This window comes from Pseudomonas sp. lyk4-R2A-10, assembly GCF_030209075.1.
Classification (GTDB): domain Bacteria; phylum Pseudomonadota; class Gammaproteobacteria; order Pseudomonadales; family Pseudomonadaceae; genus Aquipseudomonas; species Aquipseudomonas glycinae.
Map to the genome: position 1 here is coordinate 301124 of NZ_JARVSR010000002.1, position 18438 is coordinate 319561.

Annotated in this window: 18 protein-coding genes and 1 pseudogene; 9 read left to right on the forward strand and 10 right to left on the reverse strand. The window is 61.1% G+C overall.

Translation table 11 applies throughout. The features are described from left to right. Positions 1-8: 8 nt before the first annotated feature. Entirely contained in the window at positions 9-872 is an 864-nt protein-coding gene (locus QRN46_RS03630; protein ID WP_011336560.1) for a YicC/YloC family endoribonuclease, read from the reverse strand. A 267-nt stretch (positions 873-1139) separates the two neighbouring features. Here QRN46_RS03630 and rph point away from each other — a divergent pair, with 267 nt between their 5' ends. After that, entirely contained in the window at positions 1140-1862 is a 723-nt protein-coding gene (gene rph / locus QRN46_RS03635; protein ID WP_003229494.1) for a ribonuclease PH, read from the forward strand. A 29-nt stretch (positions 1863-1891) separates the two neighbouring features. Beyond that, positions 1892-2260 (forward strand): DUF4870 domain-containing protein, encoded by a 369-nt coding sequence (locus QRN46_RS03640; RefSeq protein ID WP_007954441.1) that lies wholly within the window; start codon positions 1892-1894, stop codon positions 2258-2260. Between the two features lie 63 nt (positions 2261-2323). Here the strand turns inward: QRN46_RS03640 and crc are convergent, their stop codons facing one another. Next, complete coding sequence (gene crc / locus QRN46_RS03645; protein WP_007920349.1) at positions 2324-3103, reverse strand: catabolite repression control protein Crc; 780 nt, start codon at positions 3101-3103, stop codon at positions 2324-2326. Positions 3104-3185: 82 nt separating this feature from the next. Between crc and pyrE the strand changes: the two genes are divergently transcribed. After that, positions 3186-3830, forward strand: coding sequence for an orotate phosphoribosyltransferase (gene pyrE, locus QRN46_RS03650; RefSeq protein ID WP_011336558.1), 645 nt, complete (start codon positions 3186-3188; stop codon positions 3828-3830). 71 nt (positions 3831-3901) lie between these two features. Here pyrE and argB read toward each other — a convergent pair whose 3' ends face one another. From argB to coaBC, 4 genes and pseudogenes are all read right to left on the reverse strand, one after another. After that, positions 3902-4807, reverse strand: a complete 906-nt coding sequence (gene argB, locus QRN46_RS03655; protein ID WP_007954443.1) for an acetylglutamate kinase — start codon at positions 4805-4807, stop codon at positions 3902-3904. A gap of 24 nt (positions 4808-4831) precedes the next feature. Beyond that, positions 4832-6208 (reverse strand): annotated as a pseudogene (locus tag QRN46_RS03660) (phosphomannomutase/phosphoglucomutase); the annotation flags it as partial. 261 nt (positions 6209-6469) lie between these two features. Next, complete coding sequence (gene dut, locus QRN46_RS03665) at positions 6470-6925, reverse strand: dUTP diphosphatase (protein WP_011336556.1); 456 nt, start codon at positions 6923-6925, stop codon at positions 6470-6472. A gap of 5 nt (positions 6926-6930) precedes the next feature. Then, on the reverse strand, positions 6931-8139 hold the full coding sequence (gene coaBC, locus QRN46_RS03670) for a bifunctional phosphopantothenoylcysteine decarboxylase/phosphopantothenate--cysteine ligase CoaBC (protein ID WP_285354292.1): 1209 nt from the start codon (positions 8137-8139) through the stop codon (positions 6931-6933). 135 nt (positions 8140-8274) lie between these two features. Between coaBC and radC the strand changes: the two genes are divergently transcribed. Beyond that, on the forward strand, positions 8275-8949 hold the full coding sequence (radC, locus tag QRN46_RS03675; protein WP_011336554.1) for a RadC family protein: 675 nt from the start codon (positions 8275-8277) through the stop codon (positions 8947-8949). A gap of 36 nt (positions 8950-8985) precedes the next feature. Here radC and QRN46_RS03680 read toward each other — a convergent pair whose 3' ends face one another. After that, positions 8986-10572 carry an ABC transporter substrate-binding protein gene (locus QRN46_RS03680; RefSeq protein ID WP_221615806.1) on the reverse strand — a complete coding sequence of 529 codons (1587 nt, stop codon included), beginning with the start codon at positions 10570-10572 and terminating at the stop codon, positions 8986-8988. A 446-nt stretch (positions 10573-11018) separates the two neighbouring features. On the opposite strand from QRN46_RS03680, the gene rpmB reads away from it, so the two are divergent. After that, a complete protein-coding gene (gene rpmB / locus QRN46_RS03685; protein WP_003177273.1) occupies positions 11019-11252 on the forward strand; it encodes a 50S ribosomal protein L28 in 234 nt (77 codons plus the stop codon). A gap of 11 nt (positions 11253-11263) precedes the next feature. After that, complete coding sequence (gene rpmG / locus QRN46_RS03690) at positions 11264-11419, forward strand: 50S ribosomal protein L33 (protein ID WP_003177274.1); 156 nt, start codon at positions 11264-11266, stop codon at positions 11417-11419. Positions 11420-11492: 73 nt separating this feature from the next. Here the strand turns inward: rpmG and QRN46_RS03695 are convergent, their stop codons facing one another. Then, a complete protein-coding gene (locus QRN46_RS03695; RefSeq protein WP_007954453.1) occupies positions 11493-11855 on the reverse strand; it encodes a cupin domain-containing protein in 363 nt (120 codons plus the stop codon). A gap of 234 nt (positions 11856-12089) precedes the next feature. On the opposite strand from QRN46_RS03695, the gene QRN46_RS03700 reads away from it, so the two are divergent. Together QRN46_RS03700 and QRN46_RS03705 are read left to right on the forward strand one after the other, a co-directional pair. Next, a complete protein-coding gene (locus QRN46_RS03700; protein WP_201818784.1) occupies positions 12090-13583 on the forward strand; it encodes an aldehyde dehydrogenase in 1494 nt (497 codons plus the stop codon). Between the two features lie 184 nt (positions 13584-13767). Then, positions 13768-14913: an MFS transporter gene (locus QRN46_RS03705; protein WP_285354293.1), complete on the forward strand. Its 1146-nt coding sequence runs from the start codon at positions 13768-13770 to the stop codon at positions 14911-14913. Positions 14914-14934: 21 nt separating this feature from the next. On the opposite strand, the gene QRN46_RS03710 is transcribed toward QRN46_RS03705, so the two are convergent. Both QRN46_RS03710 and QRN46_RS03715 read right to left on the reverse strand, forming a co-directional pair. Continuing rightward, positions 14935-16503 carry a phospholipase D family protein gene (locus QRN46_RS03710; protein ID WP_201818788.1) on the reverse strand — a complete coding sequence of 523 codons (1569 nt, stop codon included), beginning with the start codon at positions 16501-16503 and terminating at the stop codon, positions 14935-14937. Between the two features lie 60 nt (positions 16504-16563). Then, a complete protein-coding gene (locus QRN46_RS03715; protein WP_201818790.1) occupies positions 16564-17985 on the reverse strand; it encodes an aminotransferase-like domain-containing protein in 1422 nt (473 codons plus the stop codon). A gap of 179 nt (positions 17986-18164) precedes the next feature. On the opposite strand from QRN46_RS03715, the gene QRN46_RS03720 reads away from it, so the two are divergent. Next, a complete protein-coding gene (locus tag QRN46_RS03720) occupies positions 18165-18410 on the forward strand; it encodes a DUF1127 domain-containing protein (protein ID WP_201818792.1) in 246 nt (81 codons plus the stop codon). Positions 18411-18438: the final 28 nt, after the last annotated feature.

An 18438-nucleotide genomic window follows, 5' to 3' on the forward strand; every position in this document is an offset into this window, starting at 1 on the left:
GGGTAGCCTTACTCAATATTCTGCACTTGTTCGCGCATCTGCTCGATCAACACCTTGAGGTTGACCGCTGCCTGTGTGCTGCGCGGGTCGAAGGCCTTGGAGCCCAGTGTGTTGGCTTCGCGGTTGAGCTCTTGCATCAGGAAGTCCAGGCGCCGGCCGGCGGCCCCGCCGGATTTCAGCACCCGGCGAACTTCAATGATGTGGGTGCTCAGGCGATCCAGTTCTTCGGCCACGTCGCTCTTCTGCGCGAGGATGACCATTTCCTGTTCCAGGCGCTGCGGGTCCAGTTCGGCCTTCATGTCGGCAAAGCGGTCGAGGACTTTCTGACGCTGGGTGGCGAGCATCTGCGGAACCAGTTCGCGCAGGGTCACCACATCTTCCTCGATGGAGGTCAGGCGATCATTGATCAGGCGGGCGAGCTCCGCGCCTTCGCGCTCGCGGCCGGCCTTGAGGTCTTTCAGAGCCTGATTGAACAAGGCCAGCGCCTCGGCGTTCAGCGCCTGCGGGTCGGTGGCGTCGGCGACCAGTACGCCTGGCCAGGCCAACACTTCCAACGGGTTCAGCGCCGCCGGATTCTTGATCAGGCCGGCAACCGTTTCGGCCGCGGCGACCAGTTGCGCGGCGCGCTCGCGATCCACCTGCAACGGCTTGCCGGTGCTTTCCTCGGTGAAGCGCAGGGTGCATTCCAGTTTGCCGCGCGACAGGCCCTGGCGGAGGGCTTCGCGGACGGCGCCTTCGAGGTCGCGGAACGACTCAGGCAGGCGCAGGTGGGGTTCCAGGTAGCGGCTGTTGACCGAGCGCAGTTCCCAGCTCAGGGTGCCCTGAACGCCGGCTTTTTCGACGCGGGCGAAGGCGGTCATGCTGTGCACCATGGGGTGACCTCGCGATACAGATCGGCGCGAATGGAAGCTCCGCAGCTCGATATCAATGAATTTAAGCCGACTGGCAGCAAAGGCGCAGGATTGTAGCGCAGTGCGGCGGATGCGCCCAAACACACGGTGTGACAAAGGGCTGCAGGCCGTCGGCAAAGCGCGTTTCAGGGCCTTCGGTCGTCGGCCGGATTTTTTAACGAGTGCCCAGGCGCGGTGCACAGCTCTATAATGCTCCGCAGTTTTCCGTCCCCAGTACAGGTATCTCCTATGAAACGTCCAAGTGGTCGCGCTGCCGATCAGCTCCGCTCGATCCGCATTACCCGCAACTACACCAAACACGCCGAGGGATCGGTACTGGTCGAATTCGGTGATACCAAAGTCATCTGCACCGTCAGCGTCGAGAACGGCGTGCCGCGTTTCCTCAAAGGCCAGGGCCAGGGTTGGCTGACCGCCGAATACGGCATGTTGCCGCGCGCCACCGGCGAGCGTAACCAGCGTGAAGCGAGCCGCGGCAAGCAGGGCGGCCGTACCCTGGAAATCCAGCGCCTGATCGGTCGTTCCCTGCGCGCCGCGCTGGACATGTCCAAGCTGGGCGACGTCACCCTTTACGTCGACTGCGACGTGATCCAGGCTGACGGCGGTACCCGCACCGCGTCGATCACCGGCGCCATGGTTGCGCTGGTCGATGCACTGAAAGTGATCAAGAAGCGCGGCGGCCTGAAAGGCGGCGACCCGCTCAAGCAAATGATCGGCGCCGTTTCCGTGGGCATGTACCAGGGCGAGCCGGTGCTGGATCTGGACTATCTTGAAGATTCCGCTGCCGAGACCGACCTCAATGTGGTGATGACCAGCACCGGTGGTTTCATCGAAGTGCAGGGCACTGCCGAAGGCGCGCCGTTCCAGCCTGAAGAGTTGAACGCGATGCTGGAGCTGGCGAAGAAAGGCATGAACGAGATCTTCGAACTGCAAAAGGCTGCACTGGCCGACTGAGCAGGTTCGTAACCCGCAAGGAGGACACGATGAGTGATGAGCAAGAGTTGCTGCCCAAGCCGAGCCAGGAGGTTCGCCAATGGGCCATGTTTTGTCACTTGTCCGCCTTGCTGGGGATCTGGATTCCGTTCGGCACGCTGATCGGGCCGCTGGTCCTGTGGCAGATGAAACGCGAGACCGATCCGTTCATCGACGCCCAGGGCAAGGAAGCGTTGAATTTCCAGATCACCGTGGCGATCGCTTCGATGATCTGCTTCGTGCTGATGCTGTTGCTTATCGGGTTCGTGCTGTTTGGCCTGCTGGCCATCGCGGCGCTGGTGTTGACAATTATCGGTGGGGTTAAAGCCAACGAGGGTTTCCCTTACCGCTATCCGTTCACCTGGCGGTTGATCAAATAACGAACGATCGCCCACAAAAAAACCGACAGTGATGTCGGTTTTTTTGTGTCTGCGAAAGGCCGCTCAGATGGTCAGCGTCCAGTCGTAGTCGACGATCAGCGGTGCATGCTGCGAGAACCGTGGCTGACGTGGCAGGCGTGCGCTGCGCACGAAGCGCCGCAGTCCCGGAGTCAGGATCTGGTAGTCGAAGCGCCAGCCCAGATTCAACATCTCGGCCTGTTCGTTGTCCGGCCACCAGCTGTACTGGTCGCCTTCGCGGCTGACTTCGCGCAGGGCATCTACGTAGCCCATGTTGCCGACAATCTCGTCCATCCAGGCGCGCTCCGGCGCCAGGAAGCCCGGGGATTGCTGGCTGTCGCGCCAGTTCTTGATGTCGAGCTTCTGCTGCGCGACGTACAGCGAGCCACAATAAATGTACTCGCGACGTTTGCGCCGCTGTTTGTCCAGGTACTTGCCGAAGTCGTCCATGAGCTTGAACTTCTGGTTCAAGTCCTCATCGCCGTTCATCCCCGAAGGAAGCAGCAAGGTGGCAATACTGACTTTGTCGAAATCTGCTTGCAGGTAGCGCCCGTAGCGGTCGGCCGTCTCGAAACCGAGACCGCTGATGACAGCCTTCGGTTGCAACCGCGAATACAAAGCCACGCCGCCTTGGGCAGGGACTTCAGCATCGCAGGCATAAAGGAAGTAGCCGTCCAGTTGGAAGGCTGGGTCATCCAGTTCAAAGGCGGAGGCACGGGTGTCCTGCAGGCAGATGACGTCGGCATTCTGTGCTTGCAGCCAACTGAGCAAACCGCGCTCGACTGCAGCCTGAATACCATTGACGTTCACACTGATGATCCGCATAAATGGCCCCAAAAATCGCGTGCGTGTATGATACACGGCGTCAAGCTAATTAGCTAAATCCGTGGTATTTGGGGTTTTTTTCATGCAAGCGTATCAGCGCGATTTCATTCGTTTTGCCATCGATCGCGGCGTTTTGCGCTTCGGTGAGTTCACCCTGAAGTCCGGGCGTACCAGTCCTTACTTCTTCAATGCGGGCCTGTTCAACTCGGGTTCCGCGCTGGCGCAGCTGGGTCGTTTCTACGCCGCAGCCATCGCCGAGAGCGGCATTCCGTTCGACGTGCTGTTCGGCCCGGCCTATAAAGGCATCCCGCTGGCGGCAACCACTGCCGTGGCACTGGCCGAACACCACAACCGTGACTTGCCATGGTGCTTCAACCGCAAGGAAGCCAAGGCCCACGGCGAGGGTGGCAGCCTGGTCGGCGCACCGCTGACCGGCGACGTGCTGATCATCGACGACGTGATCACCGCCGGCACCGCGATCCGTGAAGTGATGCAGATCATCGCTTCCCAGGACGGCGCCAAGGCCGCCGGCGTGCTGATCGCCCTGAACCGTCAGGAGCGCGGCAACGGCGAGCTGTCGGCAATCCAGGAAGTCGAGCGTGATTTTGGCATCCCGGTCATCAGCATCGTGTCGCTGAACCAGGTACTGGAATTCCTGGCAGACGACCCGCAACTCAAGCAGCACCTGCCAGCCGTTGAAGCCTATCGCGCCCAGTTCGGCGTCTGATCGCTTCTTCAAGGGCAAAAAAAGACCCCGCTCAGCCAGGCTGAGCGGGGTCTTCTTGTTTGCGCTATCGCTTACGGACGCTTGCGATTGCTGATCAGCGTACCCACACCGGTGTCGGTGAAGATTTCCAGCAGGATCGCGTTCGGTACGCGGCCGTCGATGATAAGCGAGCTGCCCACACCGCCCTGAACCGCTTCCAGCGCGCAACGGATCTTCGGCAGCATGCCGCCGTAGATGGTGCCGTCGGCGATCAGGTCGTCGACCTGCTGGGTGCTCAGGCCGGTCAGCACGGTGCCCGACTTGTCCATCAGGCCGGCGATGTTGGTCAGCAGCATCAGCTTCTCGGCTTTCAGCGCTTCAGCAACCTTGCCGGCCACCAGGTCCGCGTTGATGTTGTACGACTCGCCGTTTTCACCCACGCCGATCGGTGCGATCACCGGGATGAAGTTGCCTTTGACCAGCAGGTTCAGCAGTTCGGTGTTGATGCCGACCACTTCGCCCACATGGCCGATGTCGATGATTTCCGGCTGGGTCATCTCCGGGGTCTGGCGGGTGACGGTGAGCTTCTTCGCGCGAATCAGCCCGGCGTCTTTACCGGTCAGGCCGATGGCGCTGCCGCCGTGACGGTTGATCAGGTTGACGATGCTTTTGTTGACCTGACCGCCGAGGACCATTTCCACCACGTCCATTGTCGCGGCATCGGTGACGCGCATGCCGTCGACGAAATGGCTTTCGATCGACAGGCGCTTGAGCAGATCACCGATCTGCGGGCCACCCCCGTGCACCACTACCGGGTTGATGCCCACGGCCTTCATCAGCACGATGTCGCGGGCGAAGCCGGTTTTCAGCTCCTCGCTTTCCATCGCGTTGCCGCCGTATTTGATCACCAGGGTCTTGCCGACGTATCGGCGGATATAAGGCAGCGCTTCGGACAGGACCTTGGCAGTGTTGGCGGCGGCATCGCGTTCGAGGGTCATTCAGGGCTCCGGGTGAATCAGCAATCAGAACGGTAGTTGGAGATCAGGTGCAACGCGTTTCAGTTGGGCATGGAACACAGCCTTGATGCGCTGCAGTTCAGCCTCGTCATCGGCCTCGAAACGCAGCACCAGCACCGGTGTGGTGTTGGATGCGCGCACCAGGCCCCAGCCTTTGGCGTAGTCGACCCGCACGCCGTCAATGGTGGTCAGGTCGGCGCCTGGGCCCCACTGCGCATCGTGCAGTGCATCAATGATGCTGAATTTGCTCTCTTCGGTCACATGGATATTGATTTCCGGCGTGGAAATATCGTTCGGGAAGGTCGCGAACAGCTCCTCGGCCGAAGATTTTTCCTTGCTGAGGATTTCCAGCAGCCGCGCGGCGCTGTAAATGCCGTCGTCGAAACCGAACCAGCGTTCCTTGAAGAAAATGTGCCCGCTCATTTCGCCGGCCAGCAGTGCGCCGGACTGTTTCATTTTCTTTTTGATCAACGAGTGACCGGTCTTCCACATTAGCGGCCGACCGCCATATTCCTTGATCAGCGGGATCAGGCGACGGGTGCATTTGACGTCGAAGATGATTTCCGCGTCCGGGTTGCGCGCCACCACGTCACGGGCGAACAGCATCAGCAGGCGATCCGGGAACACGATGGTGCCGGTGTTGGTCACCACGCCGACGCGGTCGCCGTCGCCGTCGAAGGCCAGGCCGATGTCGGCGTTGGTTTCCTTGACCTTGGCGATCAGGTCGACGAGGTTCTCAGGCTTGCCCGGGTCCGGGTGATGGTTCGGGAAGTTGCCGTCGACTTCGCAGAACAGCGGGATGACTTCGCAGTTCAGCGCTTCGATCAGTTGCGGGGCGATCACGCCGGCTGCGCCGTTGCCGCAGTCGACCACGACTTTCAGGCGGCGGGCCAGTTTGATGTCCTGGACGATTTCAGTGGTGTAGCGGTCGAGGATCTCGACCTGGGTCACGCTGCCCGTGCCGCTGCTCAGATTACCGGTCTTGATGCGTTCATGCAGGACCTGAATCTGTTCGTTGGCGAGGGTGTCGCCGGCGATAACGATCTTGAAGCCGTTGTAGTTCGACGGGTTGTGGCTGCCGGTGAGCATCACGCCGGATTTGCCGGCCAGCACGTTGGCGGCATAGTACAGCGCCGGCGTCGGCACCAGGCCGACGTCGCTGACATGGCAACCGCTTTCGGCGATGCCGCGGATCAGTTCGGCAACCAGTTCCGGACCGGACAGACGGCCGTCACGGCCGACGGACACGTTCGGTTCGCCCTGGGCCAGGCTCTGGGAGCCGATGGCGCGGCCGATCCAGTAGGCGGTTTCGCCATTGAGGAATTCCGGCACGGTGCCGCGAATGTCGTAGGCGCGGAAGATGCTGTCAGGAAGCTTCGGGGCGACTTGGGCGGGGGTGCTCATCTGCAAAAATGCTCCATCTCGAAAGTGGCTGGACACACCGACGATTATTCGACGGCAAGCTCAAACTGAAGGGTATGACGGCGGTTTTCACAGAGAGTTCGTGGTGTGAAAGGGCCATGACGCCTTGTCCGGCGTGGTGTTGGCCTGCCAATGCGTTGATTTTCAGCGCTAAACCTTGCAGATGACATTTTGAAGTTCGTGGCGGGGAATGCCTCCTCGCCACGACGGGTTTTCAGCCGATCACTTGGTGCCGGAATGGCCGAAACCACCCGTGCCGCGCTCGGTCTCGACGAACTCTTCAACCATTTCGAAGTGCGCCTGCACCACGGGTACCAGTACCAGTTGAGCCAGGCGCTCGCCGACCGGCATGGTGAATTCGGTCTGGCCACGGTTCCAGCAGGACACCATCAGCGGGCCCTGGTAGTCGGAGTCGATCAGGCCGACGAGGTTGCCCAACACGATGCCGTGCTTATGGCCCATGCCCGAACGCGGCAGGATCAGCGCGGCGAGGTTCGGATCGCCGATATAGACCGACAGACCGGTCGGAATCAGCACGGTTTCACCCGGCTTGATCACAATGTCCTCTTGCAGCATGGCGCGCAGGTCGAGGCCGGCGGAGCCCGGTGTGGCGTATTGCGGCAGCGGGAATTCGGTACCGATGCGTGGGTCGAGGATCTTGGCTTGCAAAGCGTGCATGTAAATTAAACCTGGTTCAGACGTTCGGCGATAAAAGTGACCAGTTGGCGAGCGATCTTGCTCTTGCTGGTCTGGGCGAAAACGGTGGCGTGAAGCTCACGGTCGATCACGCTGCAGGCGTTTTCTTCGCTGTTGAAACCGATGCTCGGATTGGCCACGTCGTTGGCGACGATCAAATCGAGATTCTTGTCTTTCAGCTTGCGTGCAGCGTAGTCGAGCAGGTGTTCGGTCTCGGCGGCGAAGCCCACACTGAACGGACGGTCGGGACGGGTCGCTATGGTGGCCAGGATGTCCGGGTTACGCACCATTTGCAGGACGAAGCCGTCGCCGCTCGTAGGGTCTTTCTTCAATTTTTGCGGGGCGACGACTTCCGGACGGTAGTCCGCAACTGCCGCCGAGGCGATAAAGATGTCGCAAGGGATCGCGGCTTCACACGCGGCGAGCATGTCGCGGGCGCTGACCACGTCGATGCGGGTGACGCGATCCGGCGTCGGCAAATGCACCGGGCCGCTGATCAGCGTGACGCGGGCGCCGGCTTCCACCGCCGCTTCCGCCAGGGCGAAACCCATTTTGCCGGAGCTGTGGTTGGTGATGTAGCGCACCGGGTCGATGTTTTCCTGGGTCGGGCCGGCGGTGATCACTACGTGTTTGCCGGTCAACGCCTGACGCTGGAAGCAGTCCGCCGCGAGCTGGGCCAGGTCGGTGGCTTCCATCATGCGGCCCATGCCGACGTCGCCGCAGGCCTGGCTGCCGGAGGCCGGGCCGAAAGTCTTCAGGCCGCGACTTTCAAGGAGTTGCAGGTTGGCCTGAGTCGCCGGGTCGCGCCACATGGCCTGGTTCATGGCCGGAGCGACCGCGACGATGGCATCGGTGGCCAGCACCAGCGTGGTCAGCAGGTCGTTGGCAATGCCTTGGGCCAGACGGGCCAACAAGTCGGCGGTCGCCGGCGCGATCAGCACCAGATCGGCCCATTTGGCCAGTTCGATGTGGCCCATTGCGGCTTCAGCAGCCGGGTCGAGCAAGTCCAGGTGAACCGGGTGGCCGGACAGGGCCTGCATGGTCAGCGGGGTGATGAATTCGCTGCCGCCGCGGGTCATGACCACGCGCACTTCGGCGCCCTGGTCGATCAGGCGGCGCACAAGGTCGGCGCTCTTGTAGGCAGCAATGCCGCCGCCGACGCCCAGAACGATGCGTTTCCGATACAGCCGCTGCATAGGTCTGCCTTTCATTTCGTTGGTGACATACGTGGCGAAACCCCCTCCCCAGAGTGAATTCGCCCGCAAAAAAGATGGGCTACGATATCACAGCGACCGCTACGGAACAGCGGCGCCCACAGACAAGGAATGTGTATGAGTATTCGCGATTGGCCGGCGGCGGAAAGGCCGCGGGAAAGGTTGTTGGAACAGGGCTCTGCGAGCCTTTCGGATGCGGAACTGCTGGCGATTTTTCTGCGAACCGGCGTGCCGGGGAAAAGTGCAGTTGATCTGGCGCGGCACTTGTTGAATCAGTTTGGCAGCTTGAGATTGTTGCTTGAGGCCGATCAGGAAGCATTCAGCAAGCAATTGGGTCTCGGCCCTGCAAAGTTCGCCCAGCTGCAAGCTGCTCAAGAAATGAGCAAGCGACATCTGGCCGAGCGTTCACGGCAAAAAACAGCGCTTGAAAACCCACAAGTGGTTCGTGATTACCTCAAAGTCATGCTGCGCCACGAGCCGCACGAGGTATTTGGTTGCTTGTTTCTGGATTCCAAGCATCAAGTGCTCACCTTCGAGGCTCTGTTTCGCGGCTCGATCGACAACACCGCCGTGCATCCCCGGGAAGTCGTGAAGCGTTCCCTGGCCAACAACGCGGCAGCGGTGATCCTGTGTCATAACCATCCGTCGGGAAACAGCGATCCGAGTCAGGCTGATCGATTATTGACCAAGCGTTTGCAGAAGGCTTTGGAGCTGATCGATGTGCGGGTGCTCGACCACTTCATCGTTGGCGATGGGGAACCGTTATCGATGGCGGAGTGTGGCTGGATGTAGCTTGCAGCGACTGTAGTCGCTGCAAGCCGGGGCGGATTACTTGAGGGTGACCTTGGAGTAGTCCTGCCGCCCGAACGGGCTCACCGAGTAACCCTGCACGTCTTTACGCGTCAGCGCATACGCAGTCGGATGCGCCAGCGGCAGCCACAAGGCCTGCTGCTGAATCTGCGCCTGTGCCTGTTCGTACAGTTTGGTACGTACGCCTTGTTCGCTGGTGGTCTTGCCGGCGCTGATCAGCTTGTCCAGGTCGGCATTGCAATAGCGGGCGAAGTTGGTGCCGGATTTGACCGCCGCGCAGGAAAACTGCGGGGTGAGGAAGTTGTCCGGGTCGCCGTTGTCGCCGGCCCAGCCCATGAACAGCAGGTCATGTTCGCCAGCCTTGGCGCGACGGATCAGTTCGCCCCATTCGATCACGCGGATTTCCGCCTGAATGCCGATTTCTGCCAGATCCGATTGCAGCAGTTGTGCGCCGAGGCTCGGATTCGGATTGAGCAGGCTGCCTGACGGGCGCGTCCAGATGGTGGTCTGGAAACCGTCCTTCAATCCAGCCTTGGCGAGCAGTGCCTTGGCCTTGTCCACGTCGTGGGCGTAACCCGGCAGGTTTTTCGCGTAGCTCCAGGTATTCGGCGGATACGGACCGTTGGCGGCTTCGGCGGTGTCTTCGAATACAGCCTTGAGGTAGTTGGCCTTGTCGAAGGCGAGGTTGATCGCCTGGCGCACTTCCGGTTTGTCCAGCGGCGGATGCTGGCTGTTGATGCCGACGAAGGCGGTCATGAACGCGTCAGTCTTTTCGACTTTCAGCGTCGGCTCCTGCTTCGCGGCCTGTACGTCCAGCGGTTTTGGCGACAAGGCAATCTGGCACTCGTTGCGCCGCAGCTTTTGCAGGCGCACGTTGGCGTCCGGAGTGATGGCGAAAATCAGCGGGTCCACCGCAGGCTTGCCACGGAAGTAGTCCGGGTTGGCCTTGTAGCGGATCGAGGCGTCTTTCTGGAAGCGGGTGAACACGAACGGGCCAGTGCCGACCGGTTGGCTGTTGAGCTTATCGGTCGCGCCAGCCTTCAGCAGCTTGTCGGCGTATTCAGCAGAATAAATGGAGGCGAATCCCATGCTCAGGGTGGCCAGGAACGTCGAGTCCGGGTGGTCGAGAGTGAAACGTACGGTCAGCGGATCCAGTGCGTCGATCTTCTTGATCAGGCTCGGCAACTGCATCGACTGGGCGTGCGGGAAGCCGCTCTGAGCGACCTTGTGCCACGGGTTGGCCGGGTCGAGCATGCGGTCGAAGCTGAATTTGACGTCTTCGGCGGTCAGTTCGCGGGTCGGCTTGAAGTAGTCGGTGGTGTGGAACTTCACCTGCGGGTGCAGCTTGAACACGTAGGTCAGGCCATCGGTGCTGACTTCCCAGCTGTCGGCCAGGCTCGGGACGACCTTGCCGCTGGCGGTGTCGAAATCCACCAGGCGATTCATCAGCACGTCGGCGGAGGCATTGGTGGTGGTCAGCGAGTTGTACTGCACCACGTCGAAGCCTTCGGGACTGGCTTCGGTGCAGACGCTCAGGGCGGCGGCCTGGGCCAGTGGACTCAGTAACAGCGGGGCGAAGAGCAGGGGGAGGGCAGCGAGGCGCATGGTCGGCTTCCTTTACAGATCGAAGGCCCATCTGCAAGTGCAGTCTGGAAAAGGCCTACCCTAGTGGTCGCGATTGCAAATGACTATCCCCTTTTTGCATTTTCGGGGCTGCGCGGCGGAGGATTTGTCGCAAGTGACGGCAGGAAAAGTCGCGATAGCGGGTATGATCGGTTTTCTTCGACGAATGGTAAAAATTGCCGGCAGCCTTTGTCCAAGGCGCTTGCGGCCGGGAAAAGCGGCTTTTTAGCCATTCTTTGCGCACGGAAAGTTGTTGCTCCGTGGTCTTTCTGGTATAAAGCAGCGCTCTTTTCTAGGGGCCCGGTTCCTTCGCTTGTAGGTGTAGCCGGTAAGACCTCTAAAGAATCGCGGCGCCTGGCGCCACAATGACTAGAGATTAAGCGGCCAACCCATGCCGGGTTGGGCATGTGGTTTTAGAGGGCTGAGGCATGTCTAGAGTATGTCAAGTTACCGGTAAGGGTCCGGTGACTGGGAACAACATTTCCCACGCAAACAACAAAACCCGTCGTCGTTTCCTGCCGAACCTGCAGCATCACCGCTTCTGGGTTGAAGAAGAGAAACGTTTCGTACGCCTGCGCGTTTCCGCCAAAGGCATGCGTATCATCGACAAGCGTGGCATCAGCGTTGTGCTGGCCGAGCTGCGTCGCGACGGCAAGGTTTAAGGGAGCTAATCATGCGTGAATTGATTCGTTTGATCTCGAGCGCCGGTACTGGTCACTTCTACACTACCGACAAGAACAAGCGTACTACCCCGGACAAAATCGAGATCAAGAAATATGATCCGGTTGTTCGCAAGCACGTGATCTACAAGGAAGGCAAAATCAAGTAATTGATTTTTCCCGACTTACGAAAAAGGCCCGTATCTCACGATACGGGCCTTTTTTGTTGCCTGGCGAAAGGCCTCAGGCCTTCTGTTCGAAGATCACATAGACCTTGCGGCAGGCTTCCAGCACTTCCCAGGTGCCACGGAAACCGGCCGGAATCACGAAGCGATCACCGACGCGCAGGGTCTTGGCATTGCCTTCGCCGTCACGCAGCACCGAAACGCCTTGCAGGATCTCGCAGTATTCGTGCTCGGTGTAGTTCACCGTCCACTGCCCGACCGCACCTTCCCACACGCCGACGCCCATCTGCCCGCAAGGGCTGTCGTACTGATTGAACACCGCTTGTTCGGGATCGCCCTTGAGCACTTTGGCCGGGTCCGGGCGATAGCGTTCGGCTTCGGTTGTGGTCAGGCTGATGTCGACGACGTTCTGGATGTTCATTGTTGTTTTCTCCCGTAATGACGGCGCGATGGCGTGAAAGGGCCAAAGTCTATGTTGATTAAATTGAACGCCGCAAGGCCGTATGGCGAGCTTATGTCAAATATATTGAAACAACCCCGGCCGCTGGTTTAGGGTGGCGGATGCCTTGGGCCGAAAGCAGGCTGGCCGGGCAGTATTCCTGAGGACGACCGCGACGATCGCGGCGCTCGTATTGAACAAGAGGAGGACACTCGAATGACCACCCTGACTCGTGCCGACTGGGAACAACGCGCCCGCGACCTGAAGATCGAAGGCCGCGCCTACCTCAATGGCGAGTACACCGATGCCGTCTCCGGCGAGACCTTCGAGTGCATCAGCCCGGTCGATGGCCGTCTGCTGGGCAAGATTGCCAGCTGTGACGCCGACGACGCCCAGCGCGCCGTGGAAAACGCCCGCGCCACCTTCAATTCAGGCGTCTGGTCACGCCTGGCACCGACCAAACGCAAAGCCACCATGATCCGTTTCGCCGGCCTGCTCAAGCAGCACGCCGAGGAACTGGCCCTGCTCGAAACCCTCGACATGGGCAAGCCGATCAGCGATTCGCTGTACATCGACGTGCCGGGCGCTGCGCAAGCCCTGAGCTGGAGCGGTGAGGCGATCGACAAGATCTACGATGAAGTCGCCGCCACCCCGCACGACCAACTGGGTCTGGTAACCCGCGAACCAGTGGGCGTGGTTGGCGCCATCGTGCCGTGGAACTTCCCGCTGATGATGGCCTGCTGGAAACTCGGCCCGGCCCTGTCGACCGGTAACTCGGTGATCCTCAAACCGTCGGAAAAATCCCCGCTGACCGCCATCCGCATCGCCGAACTGGCGGTCGAGGCCGGCATCCCGAAAGGCGTGCTGAACGTGCTGCCGGGCTACGGCCACACCGTCGGCAAGGCGCTCGCGCTGCATAACGACGTCGATACCCTGGTGTTCACCGGCTCCACGAAGATCGCCAAGCAGCTGATGATCTACTCCGGCGAATCGAACATGAAGCGCGTCTGGCTGGAAGCCGGCGGCAAGAGCCCGAACATCGTGTTTGCCGATGCACCGGACCTGCAGGCCGCCGCCGAATCCGCCGCCAGCGCCATCGCCTTCAACCAGGGCGAAGTCTGCACCGCAGGTTCGCGTCTGCTGGTCGAGCGTTCGATCAAGGACAAATTCCTGCCGATGGTGATCGAGGCGCTGAAAACCTGGAAACCCGGCAACCCGCTGGATCCGGCCACCAACGTTGGCGCGCTGGTCGACACCCAGCAGATGAACACCGTGCTGTCCTACATCGAGTCGGGCCACTCCGATGGCGCCAAATTGGTGGCCGGCGGCAAGCGCATTCTTCAGGAAACCGGTGGCACCTACGTCGAGCCGACGATTTTCGACGGCGTGAGCAATGCGATGAAGATTGCCCAGGAAGAAATCTTCGGCCCGGTGCTGTCGGTCATTGCGTTCGATACCGCCGAGGAAGCGATCAACATCGCCAACGACACGCCTTACGGCCTGGCGGCAGCGGTGTGGACTCAGGACATTTCCAAGGCGCACCTGACAGCCAAGGCCCTGCGGGCCGGCAGCGTGTGGGTCAACCAGTACGATGGCGGCGACATGACCGCACCGTTCGGCGGCTTCAAGCAGTCGGGCAACGGCCGTGACAAGTCGCTGCACGCGTTCGACAAATACACCGAGCTGAAGGCGACCTGGATCAAGCTGTAAATCGCTGAGGGAGCCTGCCGATGCGGGCTCCCGAACGATACAAAGATCCCTGTGGGAGCGAGCGTGCTCGCGAAAGCGGTGTATCAGTCAGCACATTTGCTGAATGTGAAACCGTTATCGCGAGCAAGCTCGCTCCCACAGTCTTTTGTGGTGCACATAAAAATTATCCACAGGAGCGTGGAACATGCGTTGGGCGACGTATTTCGCCGTGTTGGCGTCTGTCTTGAGTGTTGGCCTGGCCCTTGGGGTCAGCATGCCGCTGGTGTCGTTGCGCCTGGAGAGCTGGGGCTACGGCTCGTTCGCCATTGGCGTGATGGCGGCGATGCCGGCCATTGGCGTGTTGCTGGGGGCGAAGGTTTCCAGTCATCTGGCCGCGCGCTTCGGCACCGCGAACCTGATGCGCCTGTGCCTGTGGGCCGGGGCGTTGTCCATCGGGTTGCTGGCGCTGCTGCCGAGCTACCCGATCTGGCTGGTATTGCGGCTGATGATCGGCGTGGTTCTGACCATCGTGTTCATCCTCGGCGAGAGCTGGATCAATCAACTGGTGGTCGAGCACTGGCGCGGGCGATTGGTCGCGCTGTATGGCAGCAGTTATGCGCTGAGCCAACTGTCTGGTCCGTTGCTGTTGGGCGCACTCGGCACCGATCACGATTACGGTTTCTGGGTGGGTGTCGCTCTGCTGATCGCTTCGCCGTTTCTGCTGCTGGGCCGCAGCGGCGCGCCAAGCAGCGAGGCCAGCAGCGTGACCTTCGGCGATCTGTGGGGCTTCGCTCGCGAGCTGCCGGCCATCGCCTGGGCGGTGTCGCTGTTCGCCGCATTCGAAGCAATGATCCTGACGCTGTTGCCGGTGTATTGCCTGCAACAGGGCTTCACCGCTGAAATCGCGCTGGCGATGGTCAGCACCGTGGTGGTGGGCGATGCGCTGCTGCAATTGCCCATCGGTGCGCTGGCCGATTATCTGTCACGGCGAACCCTGTTTACCGGTTGCGCCGTGGTATTGATGTTGTCGAGTCTGGCGATTCCGATGCTGCTCGACACCTTGCTGATCTGGCCGTTGTGGGTGCTGTTCGGCGCCAGTGCGGGTGGCCTGTTCACCCTGTCGCTGATTTTGATTGGCGAGCGCTACCGCGACGATGCGCTGGTGCGCGCCAACGCGCACGTCGCGCAGCTGTGGGGCGTCGGTTGTCTGATCGGGCCGTTGATGGCGGGGGCTGGCAGTCAGTGGATCAGCGGGCATGCATTGCCGTGGCTGATGGCGGCCGGGGCGTTCGGGCTGGTGATACTGCTGTCGCGGCAAGGGGCGTTCGGCAAGGTGCCGGAGCCCGCTTGATAAGCCGGCTGGAGCGGGTTGCTACAGCATCCGCTCCAGTCCCACCGTAGTGCTGAACCACGCATTGAAGCGCCGCCACCAGTTGCCGGGCTCCTTGGTCAGCGTGTGCATCTGGCCGTTGTCCTCGGTGACCCACACCACTTTTCCGTCCTGCAATTTCGCTTCGTAGCTCAAGGCAGGAGCCATGCCTTGCAAGGCCAGTTCGCGCACGTGGGCTGCCAGTTCGGGACTGTCCACCAGCACCCCGACTTCGGTGTTCCACAGCACCGAGCGCGGGTCGAAATTGAATGAGCCGATGAACGATTTCTTCCCGTCGAAGATCATCGCCTTGCTGTGCAGGCTCGAATCCGAGCCGCGATAGGACTTGCTGTAAAACAGGTGCGGGCCGCTGCCGTCGTTATCCCCAGGCTGACGCCGGAGTTCGTAGAGCTTCACGCCATGTTCCAGCAGCGCCTTGCGATACGGCGCATAACCACCGTGCACCGCTGGCACGTCGGTGGCTTCCAGCGAGTTGGTCAGCAGGCTCACCGCCACCCCGGCATCGGCGCGGCCGGTCAAGTAGACCAGCCCCGGCTGCCCCGGCACGAAGTAGGCAGAAATCATCACCAGGTCCTTGCTGACGCCGATCAGCTCCGGCGCCAGTTGGGTCGTCAGCAGCAATTGCGGATCGGGTTCGCCCTTGGCCAGCACTTTGCTCGGTGCATCCCACAGCGCCTGGTTCCAGGCCCAGATCAGCTCTTTGCGCCAGATGTCCATGCGCGGATCGGTGCGGTAGGTCATCAGTTGCTGATACAGCGCGTGATTCTGTTTGCGGGTCTCTTCCAGGGATTCTTCCAGGCGCGTGCGGGTGTTCTGCAGGTCTTTGGCCGAGGGTTTGCTGGAGAGGAACTCGTCGATCGGCTTGCTCAGGGCGCTGTTCCAGTACTGATCGAAACTGTGCCCGAGCTGCTCGGCGACCGGCCCGACACTGAGCATGTCGATATCGGTGAAGTTCAGGTTGGGCTCGGCATCGAAGTACTCATCGCCCAGATTGCGTCCGCCGACGATGGCCGCGCTGTTGTCCGCCAGCCACAACTTGTTGTGCATCCGCCGGTGTTGCAGCGACAGATTGAACAGCCGCCCGGCCGCCCGGGTCACGCCGGTACTGCGCCCCAGGTGCAGCGGATTGAACAGACGGATCTGGATCTGCGGATGCGCCGCCAGCGTGGCGATGATCAGATCGAGGCCGTCACTGGTGGTGTCGTCCAGCAGGATCCGCACCCGCACGCCACGATCGGCCGCCTTCAGCACTTCTTCCACCAGCATTCGCGTACTGATGCCGTCATGGACGATGTAGTACTGCAAGTCGAGGCTGCGTTGCGCGTTGCGGATCAGTTCGGCGCGGGCGGTGAAAGCTTCGGTGCTGTTGGACAGCAGGCGAAAGCCGGACTGGCCCTTGTAGGGCGCCGCCTGGGCCAGGATCGAACGGCCGAAAGCGGAGTCGGAGGCCGGCAAGGCCTGGCTTGGTTCGCGCGGTACGTCGAGGGACGCACAACCGCCCAGGAACGAGGCGAGCAGCAGCAGAGCGAGTAGGGGCTGTCTGAAACTCACGTGGGATCGTTCCGGTTGGCGGCAGAGTTGGGCATATGGACGCTTTTTGCTCGGTAAAAGTCAGTCGGCCTCGGCCAGCAGTCTGATCGCTGCCGCACCGACCTTGCGCACCGCTTCTTCGATCAGCGGTGTCGGTTTGGCAGCGTAGTTCATGCGCAGGCAATTGCGGTACTTGCCCGAGGCGGAAAAGATGCTGCCGACGGCAATCTGTACGCCCTGATCGTGCAGCGCACGATTCAGTTTCAGCGTATCGAAACCGTCCGGCAATTCGACCCAGAGCATGAAGCTGCCCTGCGGGCGGCTGGCGCGGGTGCCGGCCGGGAAGTAGCGGGTCACCCAGTCGATCATTACGTCGCGGTTGCGCTGGTATTGCGTGCGCATCCGCCGCAAATGCGGTTCGAAGTGTCCGGACTTGAGAAATTCGGCGATGGCAATCTGCGGCTGGGGCGCGGTGGAACCGGTGCTGATGTATTTCATGTGCAGCACCCGCTCAAGATAACGACCCGGCGCGACCCAGCCGATGCGCAGCCCCGGCGCGAGGGTCTTGGAGAACGAACTGCACAGCAACACACGACCGTCTTCGTCGAAGGATTTGATCGTGCGCGGACGCGGGTAGGTGTAGGCCAGTTCGCCATACACGTCGTCCTCGATGATCGCCACGTCGAAGCGCTGGGCCAGGTTGAGCAGGGCGCGTTTGCGCGACTCCGGCATGATGTAGCCGAGCGGGTTGTTGCAGTTGGGCGTGAGCTGGATGACCTTGATCGGCCATTGTTCCAGTGCCAGTTCCAGCGCTTCGAGGCTGATGCCGGTGAGCGGGTCGGTGGGGATTTCCAGGGCTTTCATGCCCAGCCCTTTGAGGGTCTGCATGGCGCCGTGGAAGCTCGGCGAATCCACCGCGACGATGTCACCGGGCTCGCAGATTGCGTGGATGCTGGTAGACAGCGCTTCATGGCAACCGGTGGTGACCACCAGATCGCTGGCGCTCAACTGGCAGCCGGAATCGAGCATCAGTCGGGCAATCTGTTCGCGCAGTTCGAGGGTGCCGTGGATGTTGTCGTAATACAGACCGGGCATGTCCTGACGGCGGCTGATACGGGCCAGCCCACGCAGCAGCGGTTTCATCGTCGGCGACGAGATGTCCGGCATGCCGCGACCCAGCTGCACCACGTCCTTGCGCGGCAGGGCGCGAATCAGTTCCAGCACCTGATCCCACTGGGAAATCTCCACCGGCCGCTGCGCGGGACGCCCGACTGCCGGCAGTTCAGGCAGCTCTCGACCCACTGGCACGAAGTACCCTGACTTGGGTTTCGGCGTGGCCAGGCCGCTGTCTTCCAGCATCCGATAGGCCTGCTGCACCGTGCTCAGGCTGACCCCGTGTTCGACGCTCAAGGCGCGCACCGACGGCAGTCGGTCGCCGGGGCGGTAGAAGCCTTGTTCGATGCGGGTGCCGAGCAGTTCGGCGAGATTCACATAGAGCGTCATGGCACTGCCTCGATGCAGATGATTCGTTAAACCAGTACAGATGTGGCGTAAATCGACAATTCAGTCGCAGAGACAGCAAATCTGTATGGAAATAATACAGATGTGTTGAATCTGTAATGCTTTTGCTCGCCCGCGCATCATGGAATCTCTGGCTACCCAAGTAAACAGGAGCAACGAAAATGAACGGCTTGAGCGATGTGCGGCTGACGTTACACAGTCAGGAACTGGAGGCAGGGCAACAGGACAACGCGCGCAACGAGAGCATGCGCAACGCACCGTCCGGCCTGAGTCGCTGGGACCTGTTCTGGCATCGTCTGCACACGCGCAAGGTGTTGCTGCGTCTGACACCGGAACAGCTCAAGGACATCGGGTTGACCCGGGAGCAGGCGCTGGAGGAGGGGTTGAAGCCGTTCTGGCGGGTCTAGAAAGGAGCGTTCCCACGCAGGAGCGTGG